The sequence below is a fragment of the Bacillus sp. N3378-2at genome, assembly GCF_033412715.1.
Classification (GTDB): domain Bacteria; phylum Bacillota; class Bacilli; order Bacillales; family Bacillaceae; genus Bacillus; species Bacillus subtilis.
This window is the reverse complement of the sequence record NZ_CP117986.1, coordinates 2,198,225-2,213,077: the sequence shown is the minus strand read 5'-3', so window position 1 is coordinate 2,213,077 and position 14,853 is coordinate 2,198,225. Positions and strand designations below refer to the sequence as shown.

Sequence of the window (14,853 nt, the reverse complement as noted above, 5' to 3'; positions counted from 1 at the left end):
ACGGAATCATGAATTTCGTCAGGTTCTTTCTGCATTCTGGTTCATGATTAAATCAAAGTAATCTAAGTAAACATAAAAGTATTTTATATTTTTGTATAAGTTTACTTTACTTTTATATAAGGTGGATTTATAATTTGGTTCAAGAGGTGATGGTCATGAAGAAAGATTTTGGTGATTCGATCTCAAATAAGGTTTATGAATATCGTGTACTTGCCAGATTGTCTCAGCAAGAATTAGCAAAGAAAGTCGGGGTTTCCAAACAAACCATCTTTGTAATGGAGAAAGGAAATTATGTTCCGACTCTGCTGTTAGCTTTTCGAATTGCCGAATTTTTTAATGTGGATGTAAACGAGATTTTTACTTATGAGAAAGGAAATGATCAAAAATGAAAATGAATTCGATCACAGATACGATCACCAACGCAATTTTTTCCCCTTTAAAGTCCTGGGCTGAACATTCTCCGGGAAATTGGAATATTCTTATTGGCAGTGGGTTTGTATTGCTTGTAGTTGGATTGATTCTCACAATCGTATTTCATAAAAAAATGGGTAAGACTGACGAGAGAACAAATCAAATAGCATTAAAAAGTTGCCTCTATATGTTATGTGCACTAATTTTGTGCGACACGATTTTCCCGAAAGATTATATGTGGCAAGTTTTCTTCTTATTTAAGTATTCTATTGCATTCTTCGCTTCAGCAATCTATCTAGCCGTTCGATATAAAAAAGATTTTTTGTGAATTCAATTACCGAGAAAGATAGTGTCTCTGTAGTTTTAATTGTTTTATGAGAGGGAACGAATATGAAATCATTTTATAATGAGATTTGAAGAAGTGAGGAAATGGGTTTTTGCTCACCAATTATTAACCATAATTCATACAAACTTATAGAAATGATGTAAAGTGGAGTTAGAAAGTGCAATGAAAACAAGCTTTCATAATCAATGATATGGATTTACAATGTTGAGGGCCCAGTGGGGGGAATAACCCGTAAAGTTCAAGTTCGCTCGGCCGCACCCCAATAATACCAAGGGTTTACCATCTTTGGTGTTATTTTTTTATGCAGAAAAACGACTATGGAAGATCGTATGCTAACCAATACTCACCAGTTATTTAAAACCACTTATTATATTTCATATTCCCCTGTATCCCCAAACCAAATAATTCAAAAAACGGTATCCTACATAGAACAGGAGTCAGATTTCTTTTTTTGAACATTTTCATCACCTCTCCATATTATCAACAAACACGAAAAGGATTTTAATGAAAATAAAATGATTAGCGTATGTATCTCTAATTTTCAAAATGAATGAATAGTCCTTTTTAAGATTTACACACTTATTCTCCAAGGAAAAATGACTCAATTTTTCGATTTTTTATGTAAATCAAAAAAGAATCATGTTAGAGTAGGTGTGCTTAAAATAATTCAAAAAATTATTTTGCGATATGATTAAAGTAATATTGCCAGAGAGTTTCAATTGGACAAAATTGTAAGTGTTTAATACACTGGGGCTGCAATCAAATATGCACCTGGAATCAATTGCTAAACGGGGGAGTTTATATGAACAACAAGAAAAATATCTTTGATATTGTTATGTACATTATTTTCGGTGTGTTAAGTCTTTTTCTAGTTGCAAAAACTGATTATGGCACTGGAGTTTTAGTGTTTGTTGCAATTTTATACCTCGCTGTTATTGCTTATAAAATTAAGCAAGTATTTAGTAATTCAGATTCTTAAGGTGTAACACAAGGAGGATTTCAATTGAGAAAGAAAAGAGTTATTACTTGTGTTATGGCTGCATCATTGACTTTAGGCTCACTTTTACCTGCAGGTTACGCTTCTGCAAAGGAGGACTCTAAGACAACCCCTTCTTACGAAGAACTAGCTCTACATTACAAAATGAAAAGTGAAAAGATTTCATCGAACGGGAAATTAGTTGAAATTGAGTATGTGAGTGGAAATGAAACTCACAAAGTTCAGATGAACGGAAATAATCATACTGTAAAAGTCGATGGCATAGAACAAAAAGGTTTAAACTTTGAGTATGATGAAAATGTTGCTAAAAGAACAAATTATGAAAACAATAATTTGAAATCAAATGAATTCACAACACAGGCTGCAAAACCTAAAAAGGGATACCATTATGTGGGGACTTTATCTGGGCATACAAAAGCAGCTAAAAATGCGTTATCAGTTACAATGTCATTAGTCGGTATTGTCCCTGGCTTGGGATGGGGGAGTAAGGCTGCCACTATTTTATTCTCTTATTGGGCAAAAGAACAAATCCCTGATGCGTATTATAAATATGATTTATACGAAAAAGGAGCAATGACTGATAGTTGGTATCAGTATGCTACAGTTCAATTTTTTGAAGATAAAGCTCATAAAAAGAAAATGGGCAAACCTTGGACAAGTACTCCTGCAAAAGTAGATTTACCTAATAGCTAATTTTAAAATCACTTTGTCTTTATAAAGGACAAAGTGATTTTTTGTTATACAGAAGTAAAATCCCTCGTCTGAGGAATCTTGGAAAAAACTTGGTTCAATTTTGATATAACATGTTTTTTTCTTGCTAATTTAGTTTTTCTATGTATCGCTACACATTCTAAATAATAAGATATTAGCCGGACGGTTGATGCCAAGCTCAAAAGTTTATATGGAAGTCAAAGCATAAAAAAGGGTGTTACAACGTGTAGTCTTCTTTTTATTTTGCCAACGTAACAAGTGTGAAAGTAATGATTTGTAGGATCAGTTAAGAAAGGTTTAAGATTAGATATTGAAAAATTTTATATATTTTCAATAAAATACTGGTACTATAATAAATGTATACAGATTGTATGGAGATGTAATTAATTAAAAAGGAGTTTTTTAATTGCGTTGGAGTAAATGGTTCAATGTTTTTTGTATAGTAGCATTGGGATCAATATATGGTTATAAATTATTTACTAACCAAGAAGTCAGTACTACTCGTTTAATAATAGCTTCTGTAATTGTGTTGTGGAATATTGTTGGACTTTTTAGCAAAGAATCAGTAAAACAAGCACAGCAAGCAAATTAAAAGTCATAAAGTTGGGAAAGAAGGATGTTACTTATGTAGTATCCTTCTTTATTATTCCTTGAAAAATGAAACAAATTGGAGATTACAGCTTATATAATCAATTGAAGTCGTTGATTATTTTCATGAACAGGAGATTTAATGCTTTCTGATGAAATATTATCGTATGAATGTTGCAAGAGGAAACGTTACTCAAAGATTACAGGGATGTGATGAACACTCCTCTTTATCGCACTCACCTGACCCCAAATTGTTGGGGAAGGGCAGGTACGGAAGATAGAGTATTTTTTCTTCGTAACAAATCGAAAAGGTTGGATAATAAAAAACTTATAATCTAAGGCGGTATATAGTTGTGAAAAAGGCGTTATTTCTTATATTAGACCAGTATGCAGATTGGGAAGGTGTTTACTTAGCATCTGCATTAAATCAAAGAGAAGATTGGTCGGTTCACACTGTTTCTTTAGACCCTATTGTAAGCTCAATAGGTGGTTTTAAAACATCTGTCGATTACATAATAGGGTTAGAACCTGCAAATTTTAATTTGCTAGTTATGATTGGCGGGGATTCCTGGAGTAATGACAATAAAAAACTATTACATTTTGTAAAAACTGCATTTCAAAAAAACATTCCAATAGCAGCGATATGCGGTGCAGTGGATTTTTTGGCGAAGAATGGTTTGCTGAAAAATCATAGCCATACAGGTAATTTTGTTTACTTATGGAAAGATTACAAACAATATAAACCGATTAGCAGTTTTGTAGAGAAACAAGCAGTAAGAGATAAAAATTTGGTTACTGCTAATGGAACTGCCCCTATTGAATTTACTAATTTAATTTTAGAGATGATTGATTTTGATACTCCTGAGAACATAGAGAAAATGATGTATATGAATCGTTATGGTTTTTATCATTTTTGTGATAAATATGGAAATCCATTTGTTGATTAATTTGCTGGAAATGATTTTCCCGAATAGGGGGCTTTGCGATTGAGTTGAATTTCCTAATAAAGCAAAGAAAGATGATTTGAGGTCAAGTTTAACAAATAATGCCATCAATATTAATTTGCAGTTATTTCCGATACCTGATATAATAAAGAAGAATTATTTTTGTTCGGTGTAAAGGATAGTATGAAGATTGACTTTTCGTCTTGATGATACTTTGGGCAAGGATAGTATATACTGTGTGGTTACACACTAGGAGGCAACAAAAATGGAACAAGGTACAGTTAAATGGTTTAATGCAGAAAAAGGTTTTGGCTTTATCGAACGCGAAAATGGAGACGATGTATTCGTACACTTTTCTGCAATCCAAAGTGACGGATTCAAATCTTTAGACGAAGGTCAAAAAGTATCGTTTGACGTTGAGCAAGGTGCTCGTGGAGCTCAAGCTGCTAACGTTCAAAAAGCTTAATCTTCAATCGTTTATACAAACAGGCTCTTTATATAGGGCCTGTTTTTTTATGTCTATATCATACTCAATAAAAAACCCTACTCAACGTTCGAGTAGGGAGATGCTACAAGGTAATAGAAAAAGATTTAAAACTTCAAAGGTTTGTTTACAGTATAACATACTGGATTGACAATATGCGGAATGTATATAAAATATTTAATTTTTTGTTCAAGCATAGATAACTCTTTTTTTCACTAACCTGTTCGTTCATTTAAGTAAGATTAGATGAATTATAAAAATGGTTTCATCTAAATGTTATCAACTCGCATATCTCTTTTATGAGAAGAAGATAAACAATTATTATTCAATGTGGCAGTGGATATAAGAAATTCTTAAAAATAATGAGGAGATCGATTGTTTTTTTCTCCTGGAAATAATCACTTAGAGATACCTAAAACAATGAAAGCCCTACCTCTCTTCCATCCTTACGGCTCCTTGTCCGTGCCAGTGTGAATCAGGATACTAAAAAAAGTGACTATTTTATTGAATTTTTTGGTAAAACTTCAATCTTCGCAGAAGAAATGTAAATAATAAAAATGGATTAGAATGTAGGAATAACAAAAGAGGTCGTTAATGTTCTAAACATAAGTTGGAGAAGATTTGCTTTTCATCATAATATACCGAAATATCTTTTGGGATGTATCTAACCAAAACTTTTTATTTGTTTTTCAGTGATTCCTTTAATTACTTCCAGTTCACTAATCAAAAATTCATATGCATTATCCAGCATTTTTTTTTCGCTTGCATTAAGTGCTTTTTCTTTCTTCATACGCATTAAATCACGTACAACTTCAGCGCCTTCTTGTATTTCACCTGTTTTTATTTTGTCCGTGTTTATTTTGTACCTTTGCTTCCATGGCAGTAACCTATCTGATTCTCCATGCTGAAAAATGTGCATAATGTGTTTTAATGCAAGTATATCGGTAACTGGTCGTATATTCGAACTCAATATTTTACTCGTTGGAATCATAACTGTCATATTACTGATTGACATTCTTATGACATAATACTGTTGTTTTTCCTCTAAGAATTCTTTTTCTTCTATGGCTTCAATTATACCTGCTCCGTGCATTGGATAAACAATGTTATCGCCAATTTGAAACATATCATCCACCTCCATATATGGTATCCTTCTTAAGATTACCATATATGGAGGTGTAATATCAAAATTTTAATAATAACATGATCGAATTTTTGATGTCAATAACTTTTTTGAAAAAACAGATCAAGCAAAAACAATAGGGAACGTGTCGGATTTCCAATCAGGAAAAGGTCAATTGATCCGTGTGAGCAGTTTTTCATTGGCTCAATGACATCACAGAAATGATTTGAGTAGAAATAAGAAGGAACGATATTTGTGAAATGTCAGCTAAAAATATTAAAAATACATGATTAAGTTCTAATTTCTTTATCGATTTGATATGGATAACGGCCCACTTACTTAATGATGCATTTTCACTTATCTTGCGAACAGAAAAAGGTTTGTTGATAAACATTTAGCCACCAAATTGGCATTATTACCATGGAAATTGAGGACCTTCAAATGGGTATTGAGGTGAAAAGAAAAATAAAGAAAGGAGAGATTATAAATGAAGACCAGAACATAAAGAAGTAAAGGGGAAAGAACAAGGTTAATTGAAAAGCAAACTATATAAAATAGTTTGCTTTTTTTGTTATGAATTCACTTCTTTTTCTTACTCTTTAATGACTAATAAAACACCGCTAAGAATTAAAAACGAACCTATCCAAAATGTCCCGCCTATTTGTTCTCCAAGCAGAATCCATCCGAGTAAGGTTCCAACCAGAGGCTGAAAAAAGAAAAAGAGGCCTCCACTTGAGGCATTTAATAATTGTAAGCCGCGGTTCCACAATAAAAAAGCACAAGCGGTTGAAACAATTCCCAAATACAAAAGACCACCTAGAATTTTAGGGTCAAGCAGTAGTGGCGTAAAAATCGTGCTAGGTTTTACAAAAGGAGTTAGTGCCACAATGGCCACAAAAGTTGAATACGTGGTAACAAGTATAGGCGAATAGCTGTTTGGCACGCGTTTGATAAGCACTGACATCAGTGCCCATGTAAGGGCTGCAACAAGCAGAGAAATACCGCCAAGCTGATTAGAGGTATCAATATGTCCGTTTCCAACAATAAATAATACGCCTGTGGTCGCTAAAATTATTGAAGTTCCTTTTTTTATATTCAATGGTTCTTTAAGTAATAGACGAGCAAAAATAACCATGAACGCTGGTGTGGAGGACGTAATAATTGCTCCCATTTGTGCTGAAGACAACATCGTTCCATATTCTTGTGTAACAATTGAAATGGTGTTGCCAACAATTCCAATGGCAACAATTAATAAAAGGTCGCGCTTATGAATTTTCCAAGATTGTTTCCTTATCAAACCACAAGATTGTTTCCTTATCAAACCAACAATAAGAAGCGCAAGGATGGCGATGACATACCTGATCCAAACCAATTCAAAAGGCGGAATTACTGCGACAACAACCTTAACCACAACATACATGCCACCCCAGATACTAGCGGCTAAAGCTAAATATATAGAACCTAACAGGGTATTTTTCATTTTTTTTGTTCCCTCCGTATTTAAAATTAGGTCAAAAAATGCCCTAACGGAGAGAAGTAGTCACTTTACTCCATTAAGGGCGGAGAAGTGCTACTGGAACATCATTTTCAAATAGTGGAGCTAAAAACATGTTATGATCACCTCGATTTTTAAGAATGACTATCATTATACAATGTTGGTTTTAAAGCCGTAAACACCTTAAGGGGACTCCATTTAATAATAGAATAAACTTTATAAATTCATTTTTTTGTATGATAATGGCGTCATATTCATCGCTTGTTGAAATTTACTTATGAAATAACTGGTACTGTTAAATCCAACTTGATAAGACACTTCTGTCACATTGGATTCAGGGTGTTGCAGTAATAATAAGCTTTTTTGAATTCTATAATCCATTACATAACGTAATGGCGTCTTATTCAGCATTCGTTTAAAATAACGGCAGCACTCAGAACGGCTCAGTTGGCCAGCTTTTGCAATGTCCTCTAATGTGATTTTTTCAGCATAATGGAGATGGATCCAGTTTAACATTTGTTTCATTCGATGACTTTTTATCATTTCAGATTGATCGTACTCTAATTGAAAACCATTAACGACCATGTTTTTCCACATTAACGTTAATTGCATCGTAATGTCAATCTCATAGAGCGATGTCTTTTGTTGAATCAATTGATTTATTTTTTTAACAGCATCTAGAATATTTTTTGCCCACTGTTGATTTCCATCCAAAAATACATAGGGCAAATTGGTTGAAAACATATAGGGCTGAACATAGCTGGAATACAGTTCTTGAGATAAAACGAAATGGGGTGACACATTCAAGCAAATATACGTACAATCCGAGCCTTCCTTTTCTTCTGCCATGTGCAGGCAGCCGCTATTGATAAATAATCCATCCCCTTCGTGAACCTCTATTTTTTCTTCATTTATTTGAAAGAGAGCTATCCCTTTTAGTATCAAAACAAATTGGATTTCATCATGCCAATGAAGCGGAATATAGCCATTTATATTTTGATTGATCCTTGTCTTGTAACAGGCAACTGGTAATTCTACCGTTCGGTGCTCTGTTAATTCTTTTAAATTTTGATCGATCACAAAATTCTTCATTCTGACTTCTCACCTCAATATATTTATATTTTTTCATTCGATTTAAGTATTTTTTATCCTATTTTGCATTTATTATAACACTATTATTATATTTATTAGTGAGGAGTCATGTATGAATACTTCCAATAGAAGAATGGGATTGTTCTATGTTATAACAGGGGCGACATGTTGGGGAATTGGAGGCACAGTAGCCAAAAAACTTTTTCAAGAATATCAAATCGATGTCAATTGGCTTGTAACGACACGCTTGCTTACGGCTGGAATGTTACTTTTAATGCTGCAACTGTTCAGAAAGGACCGGTCTCAGGTTATTGAGGTTTGGAAAAACAAAGCGTCGGCTGGCCAGCTTCTAATTTTTGGCCTATTGGGAATGCTTGCTGTGCAGTACACATATATGGCATCCATTCAACATGGGAATGCTGCCGTTGCTACATTATTGCAATATTTATCCCCAGTAATCGTCATTATCTACACGCTTTTGCGAAAACAAACGGTTCTTACCAAATAAGATATCATTACTGTTGTACTTGCTTTAGTGGGTTGCTTTTTTTTGTTAACAAATGGTTCAATATCTCAACTTTCAGTGCCGGCAGCTGCAGTAGTATGGGGAGTTTTATCAGGATTCGCGGCAGCTTTTTATACTTTATATGCCGTTGGTTTATTAAATAAATTTGATTCTCTTGTCGTTGTAGGTTGGGCTATGATTATTGGCGGTTTTGCATTGGGTTTTATCCATCCGCCATGGCAACTGGATTTTCAACGATTAACTGCTGAGGCGTATGCATATATTTTATTTGTGATATTATTTGGAACAATGATTGCGTTCTGGTTCTTCATAAAAAGCTTGGAAAGCCTTTCTCCCAAAGAAACAAGCCTATTAGGCAGTTTAGAACCTCTATCCGCTGTTGTAACAACTGTCGTTTGGTTAAAAGCGCCATTTGGTTCTTTTCAATGGATTGGTGCTATTTGTATTATAGGAATAACTTTAATATTGGCTTTAAATAAAGAGCCTTCTGTGCAGAGTGAAAAGTCGATATTAAAGATTAGGAATCATGCAAATCGGGATATATAGGGGCTTTTTTTGCTTATATGACCGGTCCGGCAATGAAAAACACTGGTGGAGTTTGAGCCCTCTCGGCAATATCAAAAATACCAAGGGTTTTGACGCCCTTGGTATTTTTTCTTCAAGAACCTTCAATTTTTCTTCTCTGATCAAAAAACGTATTCCTTTTTTGTAATTGGTATCCAAATTTCACTTTTAAAAGATGGTGATGTTACATCCTTATGCTCATTCCACAATATTTCTGGACCTTCTATTTGTTCGTAATTTGACGATGGAAACCATTCGGAATAAATGCGTCCCCATACTTCTTGCAGTGTATCCGGAAATGGTCCGATTGATTCGAATACAGCCCACGTTAAGGCAGGAACTTCAAGCCGTGAGAAATTATCTGGACACTGTTTCGTTGTGGCTGCGCCAATATAGTGATCGAGCTCTCCTTTTTCCTCAGTCCGACCTTCAGAAAAATTGGTGGATGCACTAATGAGTCCTGATGGTGCTACATTAGAAAGCTCTTTTAGTTTATTTATTGCTTTTTCATCTAAACTTTCCCACATAGATGCAATCTCCGGATTAATCCCTTTAAAAATAATAGGAACTCTTTTTTTAATGCCAACGATGCGAAATGCCTCTTTTTCTTCAATACGGTAGTTCATTTCATTTCCTCCTTTAATTGTTAGCTGGAAGGTCATTCGTGGATAAGCTTTAAGGGAATGGCCATTAAGTCTGGCTTTTGATGGGTTTATGCCATGTAAATTTTGGAATGCCCGTGCAAAAGAATCAGGTGAGTTATAACCGTACTTTATTGCAATATCAATCACTTTTACATTGCTGTCTTTCAGTTCAAAAGCTGCAAGAGTAAGACGTCTGCGACGAATATATTCCGATAATGAAATACCTGCAAGGAAGGAAAACATCCTTTTAAAATGATATTCAGAGCAGAAAGCAAGCTTTGCTGCCTCTTGAAAATCAATATCGTTAGTGAGGTTTTCTTCAATATACTTTAACGCCCTATTCATACTTTTAAGCAAATCCATTTATTTGACCTCCTTTAACCAAAGAATAACAGGAGTGAATTGTATTTATCCGACATTCTGTGCACAGTTTTGCAGGATGACTTATATGAAATAAAGTAAGTGATTCACTTGTATTTGTACAGGTTTTATTGAAGCATGCTGTTCATAAAAAGGCATCAATAAAAGAAAGTTATAATTGTCTTATAAACGGCACATTCATATAATTGAGTGAAAAAGGATGCGTATCATGCCTATCAATTCTTTTGAAAACTATCCGATGAGCTGGAAGCCATCGATTGATAAAGCTGAAAAGCCTATTTATAAAGCACTTGCAGGGCAATTGGAACAGGATATTTTAAACGGAGTTTTATTACCTGGAACAAAACTTCCTCCGCAGCGAGAATTGGCTGATTATTTAGATTTAAATGTGAGTACGATTTCCAAAGCATTTAAAGTGTGTGAGTTAAAGGGGCTGCTGAGTGCGACTGTAGGGAGCGGCACATTTGTATCGTATGATGCGTTGTTGAATGCGTATTTACTTGAGGATACAAAGCCGACACATTTAATTGAAATGGGAGCAATACTTCCAGATCACGCTTCATATGAGCCCTTGTTACACCAACTGAAAAACATGATTCAGGAGGAGGATTATGAAAAATGGTTTAGCTACGGCCGGGCAGGCGAAAGCCTTTGGCAAAAAGATGCAGCTGTAAAGCTCATCCAAAGAGGCGGATTTGAAACATCCGTTGATCACATTTTATTTGCAAATGGAGGGCAAAATGCGATTGCTGCGACATTGGCGAGTCTTTGTAAGCCTGGAGATCGCATCGGTGTTGACCATCATACGTACCCTGGATTAAAAACTGTTGCATCATTGCTTAGTGTGCAAATCGTACCGATAAAATCAGAAAACGATGAAATGAGTCCGGAGTCACTTGAATATGCGTGTAAAAACGAAAATATTAAAGGTTTGTATTTAATCCCGGATTATCATAATCCGACGACTTCCTTTATGTCTGTTGAGAATCGAAGAATGGTTGCAGACATTGCAAAGAAATATAATCTATTTGTTATTGAGGATGCATCGTACCATCTTCTCAACAAAAATCCGCTTCCGGCACTCGCCTCATTCGCACCGCAACAGGTTATTCATATTGCAAGTTTATCAAAATCGTTAGCGCCAGGCCTGCGTTTGGCTTATGTAGCAGTGCCGAGACAATATAAGGAGCTAATATCAAAGGCGCTTTATAATTTAAATATAACCGTTTCCCCGCTATTAGCTGAACTTACTGCTCGCACGATTGTATCAAATCAATTTGAAGTCTTAATTGAGAGTCATCGTGAACAAACCATTCGCAGAAATCAACTCGTAAACCGATATGTTGCGGGATATACATGTTTAGGTGTTGAAACAGGCATTTTTCGTTGGTTGTTGTTACCGGGTAAAATGTCTGGTGCCGAATTTGAAGAATTGGCTGCTCAACATGGCGTGCAAGTGTATGCGGCTGAACGCTTTGTAGTGGGAAATAGTTGTCCTGAAAGGGCTGTAAGGGTTTCTGCCTGTGCACCAAAAACACTTGAAGAGCTTGAACAAGGATTAATGATCCTGAGACGTTTGCTAGACGATCTTACCTAATATTGTTTGCCATACAATTATGACATTGTATGGCTTTTTTGTGCGTGTTATGATGATCCACATCTAGAGGGAGGTTTATAAAAAAATAGGCTTTTAGAAAGGAAGGTCAGATGATGTTAGACAAGGACAGCGTAAAAGCAATAGATGTTCAAACTGCTTCATTACAAAGCTACATCGGTTCACCAGAAAAACAAAAATCGTTATACAAGCGTACACTATTCGTTGTGAGTATCTCACAAATTTTTGGCGGTGCGGGGCTGGCGGCAGGAGGACTGTCGGTGCGCTTATTGCACAGCAAATGCTTGGCACTGATGCGTTTGCTGGTCTGCCTTCTGCGTTATTTACTTTAGGGTCAGCAGGATCTGCATTAATTGTTGGAAGACTTTCTCAACGTTATGGCCGTCGAACAGGTCTTTCGGCTGGCTTTATGATTGGCGGACTTGGAGCAATAGGCGTTATTATGGCAGCAATCATAAATAGTATTTTCTTGTTATTTATTGCGTTGCTTATTTACGGTGCAGGTACAGCCACTAATTTACAGGCGCGTTATGCTGGTACAGACTTAGCAAATCATAAGCAGCGAGCGACTGCTGTTAGTATTACGATGGTTTTTACTACATTTGGCGCAGTGGCAGGTCCAAGCTTAGTGAATGTGATGGGGGATTTCGCTCTTTCTATTGGTGTTCCATCACTTGCTGGCCCTTTCATTTTAGCCGCAGCAGCATATATGTTAGCAGGTGTGGTCCTTTTCATTATGCTTCGTCCAGATCCATTAGTTATAGCAAGAACAATAGAAGCGGCAAATGAAGAGCCTGGTGATAAAGGACATTTGGCGGCAACTGAGCATACAGAAAACAAAAAAGGGATAATCGTTGGGGCAACGGTTATGGTTCTTACCCAAATAGTAATGGTAGCTATTATGACAATGACACCGGTTCATATGAGACATCATGGGCATGACTTGGGGGCAGTAGGGCTTGTTATTGGTTTTCATATAGGTGCTATGTATCTCCCTTCACTGGTTACAGGTGTTCTTGTAGATAGGTTGGGACGTACCGCAATGGCTATTTCCTCTGGAACAACGTTGCTTTTGGCAGGTGTAATAGCAGCATTTGCTCCGGGAGATTCTATGGTTCTTCTCGTCATTGCTCTTTCTTTACTCGGATTAGGGTGGAATTTTGGTTTGATAAGCGGGACTGCCCTTATTGTAGATTCAACTGATAGTGCCACACGAGCTAAAACGCAGGGGACAGTGGATGTTCTGATTGCGTTGTCAGGAGCTGCTGGCGGAGCATTATCTGGAATGATTGTGGCAGGGTCAAGTTACCTCGCATTATCATTTACTGGAGGGATGTTGTCCTTATTACTCATTCCAGTGGTGGTATGGTTTAGGGGCCGCTAAAGGATAGGATTGTTTAATTTACATTAATTTGTTATATTGTTAGATAAAGTCTATTGCGTCGTCTAATATTCTAACTAACTATAGTTGCTCAATTAAATCTATTATAAAGATTTGACTAGGATTCCTTATAGCTGTGTCACTCACTGCATATTCTTTAATTGAATCACATAAAATGGTTATCGGATTTGAAAAAGGCAGGATTACTCGCTTTAGGTAAAGGAGTCATCACGTTGTTAAAAAGGTTTTCTCTTGTTTTTGTTACACTAATGATGTCTATACTTGTTGTTTTAGCGGCCGCTAAAGAGTCGCCTGGAGATCATGTCATCTCATTTGATGAACCTCTTATCTTGATGATCTCAATTGGAATCGTTGTATTTTTATTTATCCCTCCATTAGTCATGTCCTTTTTTGGCAATTTGGTTGTAAGAATAATATCTGGTGTATACCAATGTTTTATCGTTTTCACTTTTCTGGGGCTCATTCCAATTGGATTTCTTATTCCCAATGGCTTTTTGACAATTCTAGTTTCTATTGCAGGAACTTTAGTCAGTATAGCTAGTGTTGCCGTAACCTTATGCATTGGCAAGAATAAAAAAGATATATAATCATCGAATTGTTATTTTTTCAGATTGTCAGTGAAATAATTATACAAAAAGAGAAGGCTTGTGGGCCTTCTTTTTTTTTGTTGCATCATCCCCACTTTAAGCTTAATCTATTGAATAATAAGAGAAGGAACCTATAGAAGAATAAAATAAATACCGAGATGTCAAAAATAAAACTGGACTTCATTATTGTCAATTCACGTAAATGTAAAAAGATTGGAAAGAGGGGAATTCCTTCATGACAAATAGCAGAACGAATCCGAAGGTTGATGAATTTTTAAGTAAAGCGAAAAAGTGGAAGGAAGAATTTGAGAAGTTGAGAACCATCATTCTTGACTGTGAGCTGACTGAAGATTTTAAGTGGATGCATCCTTGTTACACATACAATAATAAAAATGTCGTTTTAATACATGGGTTTAAAGAATATTGTGCGCTTCTGTTTCACAAAGGTGCCCTATTACAGGATACCGATGGAATTCTCATTCAACAAACGGAGAATGTACAGGCGGCGCGCCAGATTCGGTTTACAACTGTTCAGGAAATAAATGAGCTAGAAAACATTTTGAAAGCCTATATTCACGAAGCCATTGAAGTTGAAAAAGCCGGTTTGAAAGTGGAAGTTAACAAAAATATTGAATTGAACATTCCTGAAGAACTTCAAAATAAATTCGATGAAATCCCTGCATTGAAAATTGCTTTTGAAGCTTTGACCCCGGGACGGCAAAGAGCGTACACTCTTTATTTTTCTCAAGCCAAACAATCCAAAACCCGAGAATCGAGAGTCGAAAAATATGTGCAAAAAATTCTCGATGGAAAGGGATTAAAGGATTAGGCACGCCAAGGTTCAGGCTAAAGGAATATCATCATAGCGTAATAAGATCCTTTCTATAGAAGAAAAACAAGCATAGTAAGATGCTTGTTTTTTCTTAGGACAACATTCACTTAC

General features: G+C 35.6%; 14 protein-coding genes and 2 pseudogenes. 12 read left to right on the top strand and 4 right to left on the bottom strand.

Annotated features, from left to right (window positions below; translation table 11 throughout):
* Window positions 1-155 precede the first annotated feature (155 nt).
* From PUN35_RS11970 to cspC, 7 genes are all read left to right on the top strand, one after another.
* Window positions 156-389: a helix-turn-helix transcriptional regulator gene (locus PUN35_RS11970; RefSeq protein ID WP_003240464.1), complete on the top strand. Its 234-nt coding sequence runs from the start codon at window positions 156-158 to the stop codon at window positions 387-389.
* The gene (locus PUN35_RS11965; protein WP_033881080.1) at window positions 386-739 is read left to right on the top strand and encodes a hypothetical protein; all 354 of its coding nucleotides are present in this window, start codon (window positions 386-388) and stop codon (window positions 737-739) included. Before PUN35_RS11970 ends, PUN35_RS11965 begins: the two co-directional genes overlap by 4 nt.
* Window positions 740-1,559: 820 nt before the next feature.
* On the top strand, window positions 1,560-1,736 hold the full coding sequence (locus PUN35_RS11960) for a hypothetical protein (protein ID WP_009966645.1): 177 nt from the start codon (window positions 1,560-1,562) through the stop codon (window positions 1,734-1,736).
* Between the two features lie 24 nt (window positions 1,737-1,760).
* Complete coding sequence (locus PUN35_RS11955) at window positions 1,761-2,447, top strand: hypothetical protein (RefSeq protein ID WP_004399401.1); 687 nt, start codon at window positions 1,761-1,763, stop codon at window positions 2,445-2,447.
* Window positions 2,448-2,871: 424 nt separating this feature from the next.
* A complete protein-coding gene (locus PUN35_RS11950; protein ID WP_009966647.1) occupies window positions 2,872-3,057 on the top strand; it encodes a hypothetical protein in 186 nt (61 codons plus the stop codon).
* A 349-nt stretch (window positions 3,058-3,406) separates the two neighbouring features.
* Window positions 3,407-4,000 (top strand): type 1 glutamine amidotransferase family protein, encoded by a 594-nt coding sequence (locus tag PUN35_RS11945; protein ID WP_014478936.1) that lies wholly within the window; start codon window positions 3,407-3,409, stop codon window positions 3,998-4,000.
* 262 nt (window positions 4,001-4,262) lie between these two features.
* Window positions 4,263-4,463 (top strand): cold shock protein CspC, encoded by a 201-nt coding sequence (gene cspC, locus PUN35_RS11940; protein WP_003234247.1) that lies wholly within the window; start codon window positions 4,263-4,265, stop codon window positions 4,461-4,463.
* 682 nt (window positions 4,464-5,145) lie between these two features.
* Here the strand turns inward: cspC and PUN35_RS11935 are convergent.
* The 3 genes from PUN35_RS11935 to PUN35_RS11925 form a co-directional block, all read right to left on the bottom strand.
* Window positions 5,146-5,607 (bottom strand): CarD family transcriptional regulator, encoded by a 462-nt coding sequence (locus PUN35_RS11935; protein ID WP_010886417.1) that lies wholly within the window; start codon window positions 5,605-5,607, stop codon window positions 5,146-5,148.
* Between the two features lie 589 nt (window positions 5,608-6,196).
* A complete protein-coding gene (locus PUN35_RS11930) occupies window positions 6,197-7,084 on the bottom strand; it encodes a DMT family transporter (protein WP_031600199.1) in 888 nt (295 codons plus the stop codon).
* A 231-nt stretch (window positions 7,085-7,315) separates the two neighbouring features.
* Entirely contained in the window at window positions 7,316-8,191 is an 876-nt protein-coding gene (locus tag PUN35_RS11925) for an AraC family transcriptional regulator (protein ID WP_014478939.1), read from the bottom strand.
* A gap of 112 nt (window positions 8,192-8,303) precedes the next feature.
* Here PUN35_RS11925 and PUN35_RS11920 point away from each other — a divergent pair.
* Window positions 8,304-9,263: pseudogene (locus PUN35_RS11920) on the top strand (DMT family transporter).
* Window positions 9,264-9,403: 140 nt separating this feature from the next.
* On the opposite strand, the gene PUN35_RS11915 reads toward PUN35_RS11920, so the two are convergent.
* Window positions 9,404-10,288: an AraC family transcriptional regulator gene (locus tag PUN35_RS11915; protein ID WP_014478943.1), complete on the bottom strand. Its 885-nt coding sequence runs from the start codon at window positions 10,286-10,288 to the stop codon at window positions 9,404-9,406.
* Window positions 10,289-10,514: 226 nt separating this feature from the next.
* On the opposite strand from PUN35_RS11915, the gene PUN35_RS11910 reads away from it, so the two are divergent.
* The 4 genes and pseudogenes from PUN35_RS11910 (at window position 10,515) to PUN35_RS11895 (ending at window position 14,739) form a co-directional block, all read left to right on the top strand.
* The gene (locus PUN35_RS11910) at window positions 10,515-11,903 is read left to right on the top strand and encodes an aminotransferase-like domain-containing protein (protein ID WP_014478944.1); all 1,389 of its coding nucleotides are present in this window, start codon (window positions 10,515-10,517) and stop codon (window positions 11,901-11,903) included.
* A 110-nt stretch (window positions 11,904-12,013) separates the two neighbouring features.
* Window positions 12,014-13,305 (top strand): annotated as a pseudogene (locus PUN35_RS11905) (MFS transporter).
* A gap of 230 nt (window positions 13,306-13,535) precedes the next feature.
* On the top strand, window positions 13,536-13,910 hold the full coding sequence (locus PUN35_RS11900; protein ID WP_014478947.1) for a hypothetical protein: 375 nt from the start codon (window positions 13,536-13,538) through the stop codon (window positions 13,908-13,910).
* A 235-nt stretch (window positions 13,911-14,145) separates the two neighbouring features.
* On the top strand, window positions 14,146-14,739 hold the full coding sequence (locus PUN35_RS11895; protein ID WP_014478948.1) for a YdeI/OmpD-associated family protein: 594 nt from the start codon (window positions 14,146-14,148) through the stop codon (window positions 14,737-14,739).
* Window positions 14,740-14,853 lie beyond the last annotated feature (114 nt).

What these genes read in the sequence shown, in the direction of transcription:
- PUN35_RS11960 (WP_009966645.1), top strand. Translation starts at nt 1,560, where the DNA reads ATGAACAACAAGAAAAATATCTTTGATATTGTTATGTACATTATTTTC.
- PUN35_RS11915 (WP_014478943.1), bottom strand. Translation starts at nt 10,288, where the DNA reads ATGGATTTGCTTAAAAGTATGAATAGGGCGTTAAAGTATATTGAAGAA.
- PUN35_RS11935 (WP_010886417.1), bottom strand. Translation starts at nt 5,607, where the DNA reads ATGTTTCAAATTGGCGATAACATTGTTTATCCAATGCACGGAGCAGGT.
- PUN35_RS11925 (WP_014478939.1), bottom strand. Translation starts at nt 8,191, where the DNA reads ATGAAGAATTTTGTGATCGATCAAAATTTAAAAGAATTAACAGAGCAC.
- cspC (WP_003234247.1), top strand. Translation starts at nt 4,263, where the DNA reads ATGGAACAAGGTACAGTTAAATGGTTTAATGCAGAAAAAGGTTTTGGC.
- PUN35_RS11930 (WP_031600199.1), bottom strand. Translation starts at nt 7,084, where the DNA reads ATGAAAAATACCCTGTTAGGTTCTATATATTTAGCTTTAGCCGCTAGT.
- PUN35_RS11970 (WP_003240464.1), top strand. Translation starts at nt 156, where the DNA reads ATGAAGAAAGATTTTGGTGATTCGATCTCAAATAAGGTTTATGAATAT.
- PUN35_RS11965 (WP_033881080.1), top strand. Translation starts at nt 386, where the DNA reads ATGAAAATGAATTCGATCACAGATACGATCACCAACGCAATTTTTTCC.
- PUN35_RS11895 (WP_014478948.1), top strand. Translation starts at nt 14,146, where the DNA reads ATGACAAATAGCAGAACGAATCCGAAGGTTGATGAATTTTTAAGTAAA.
- PUN35_RS11910 (WP_014478944.1), top strand. Translation starts at nt 10,515, where the DNA reads ATGCCTATCAATTCTTTTGAAAACTATCCGATGAGCTGGAAGCCATCG.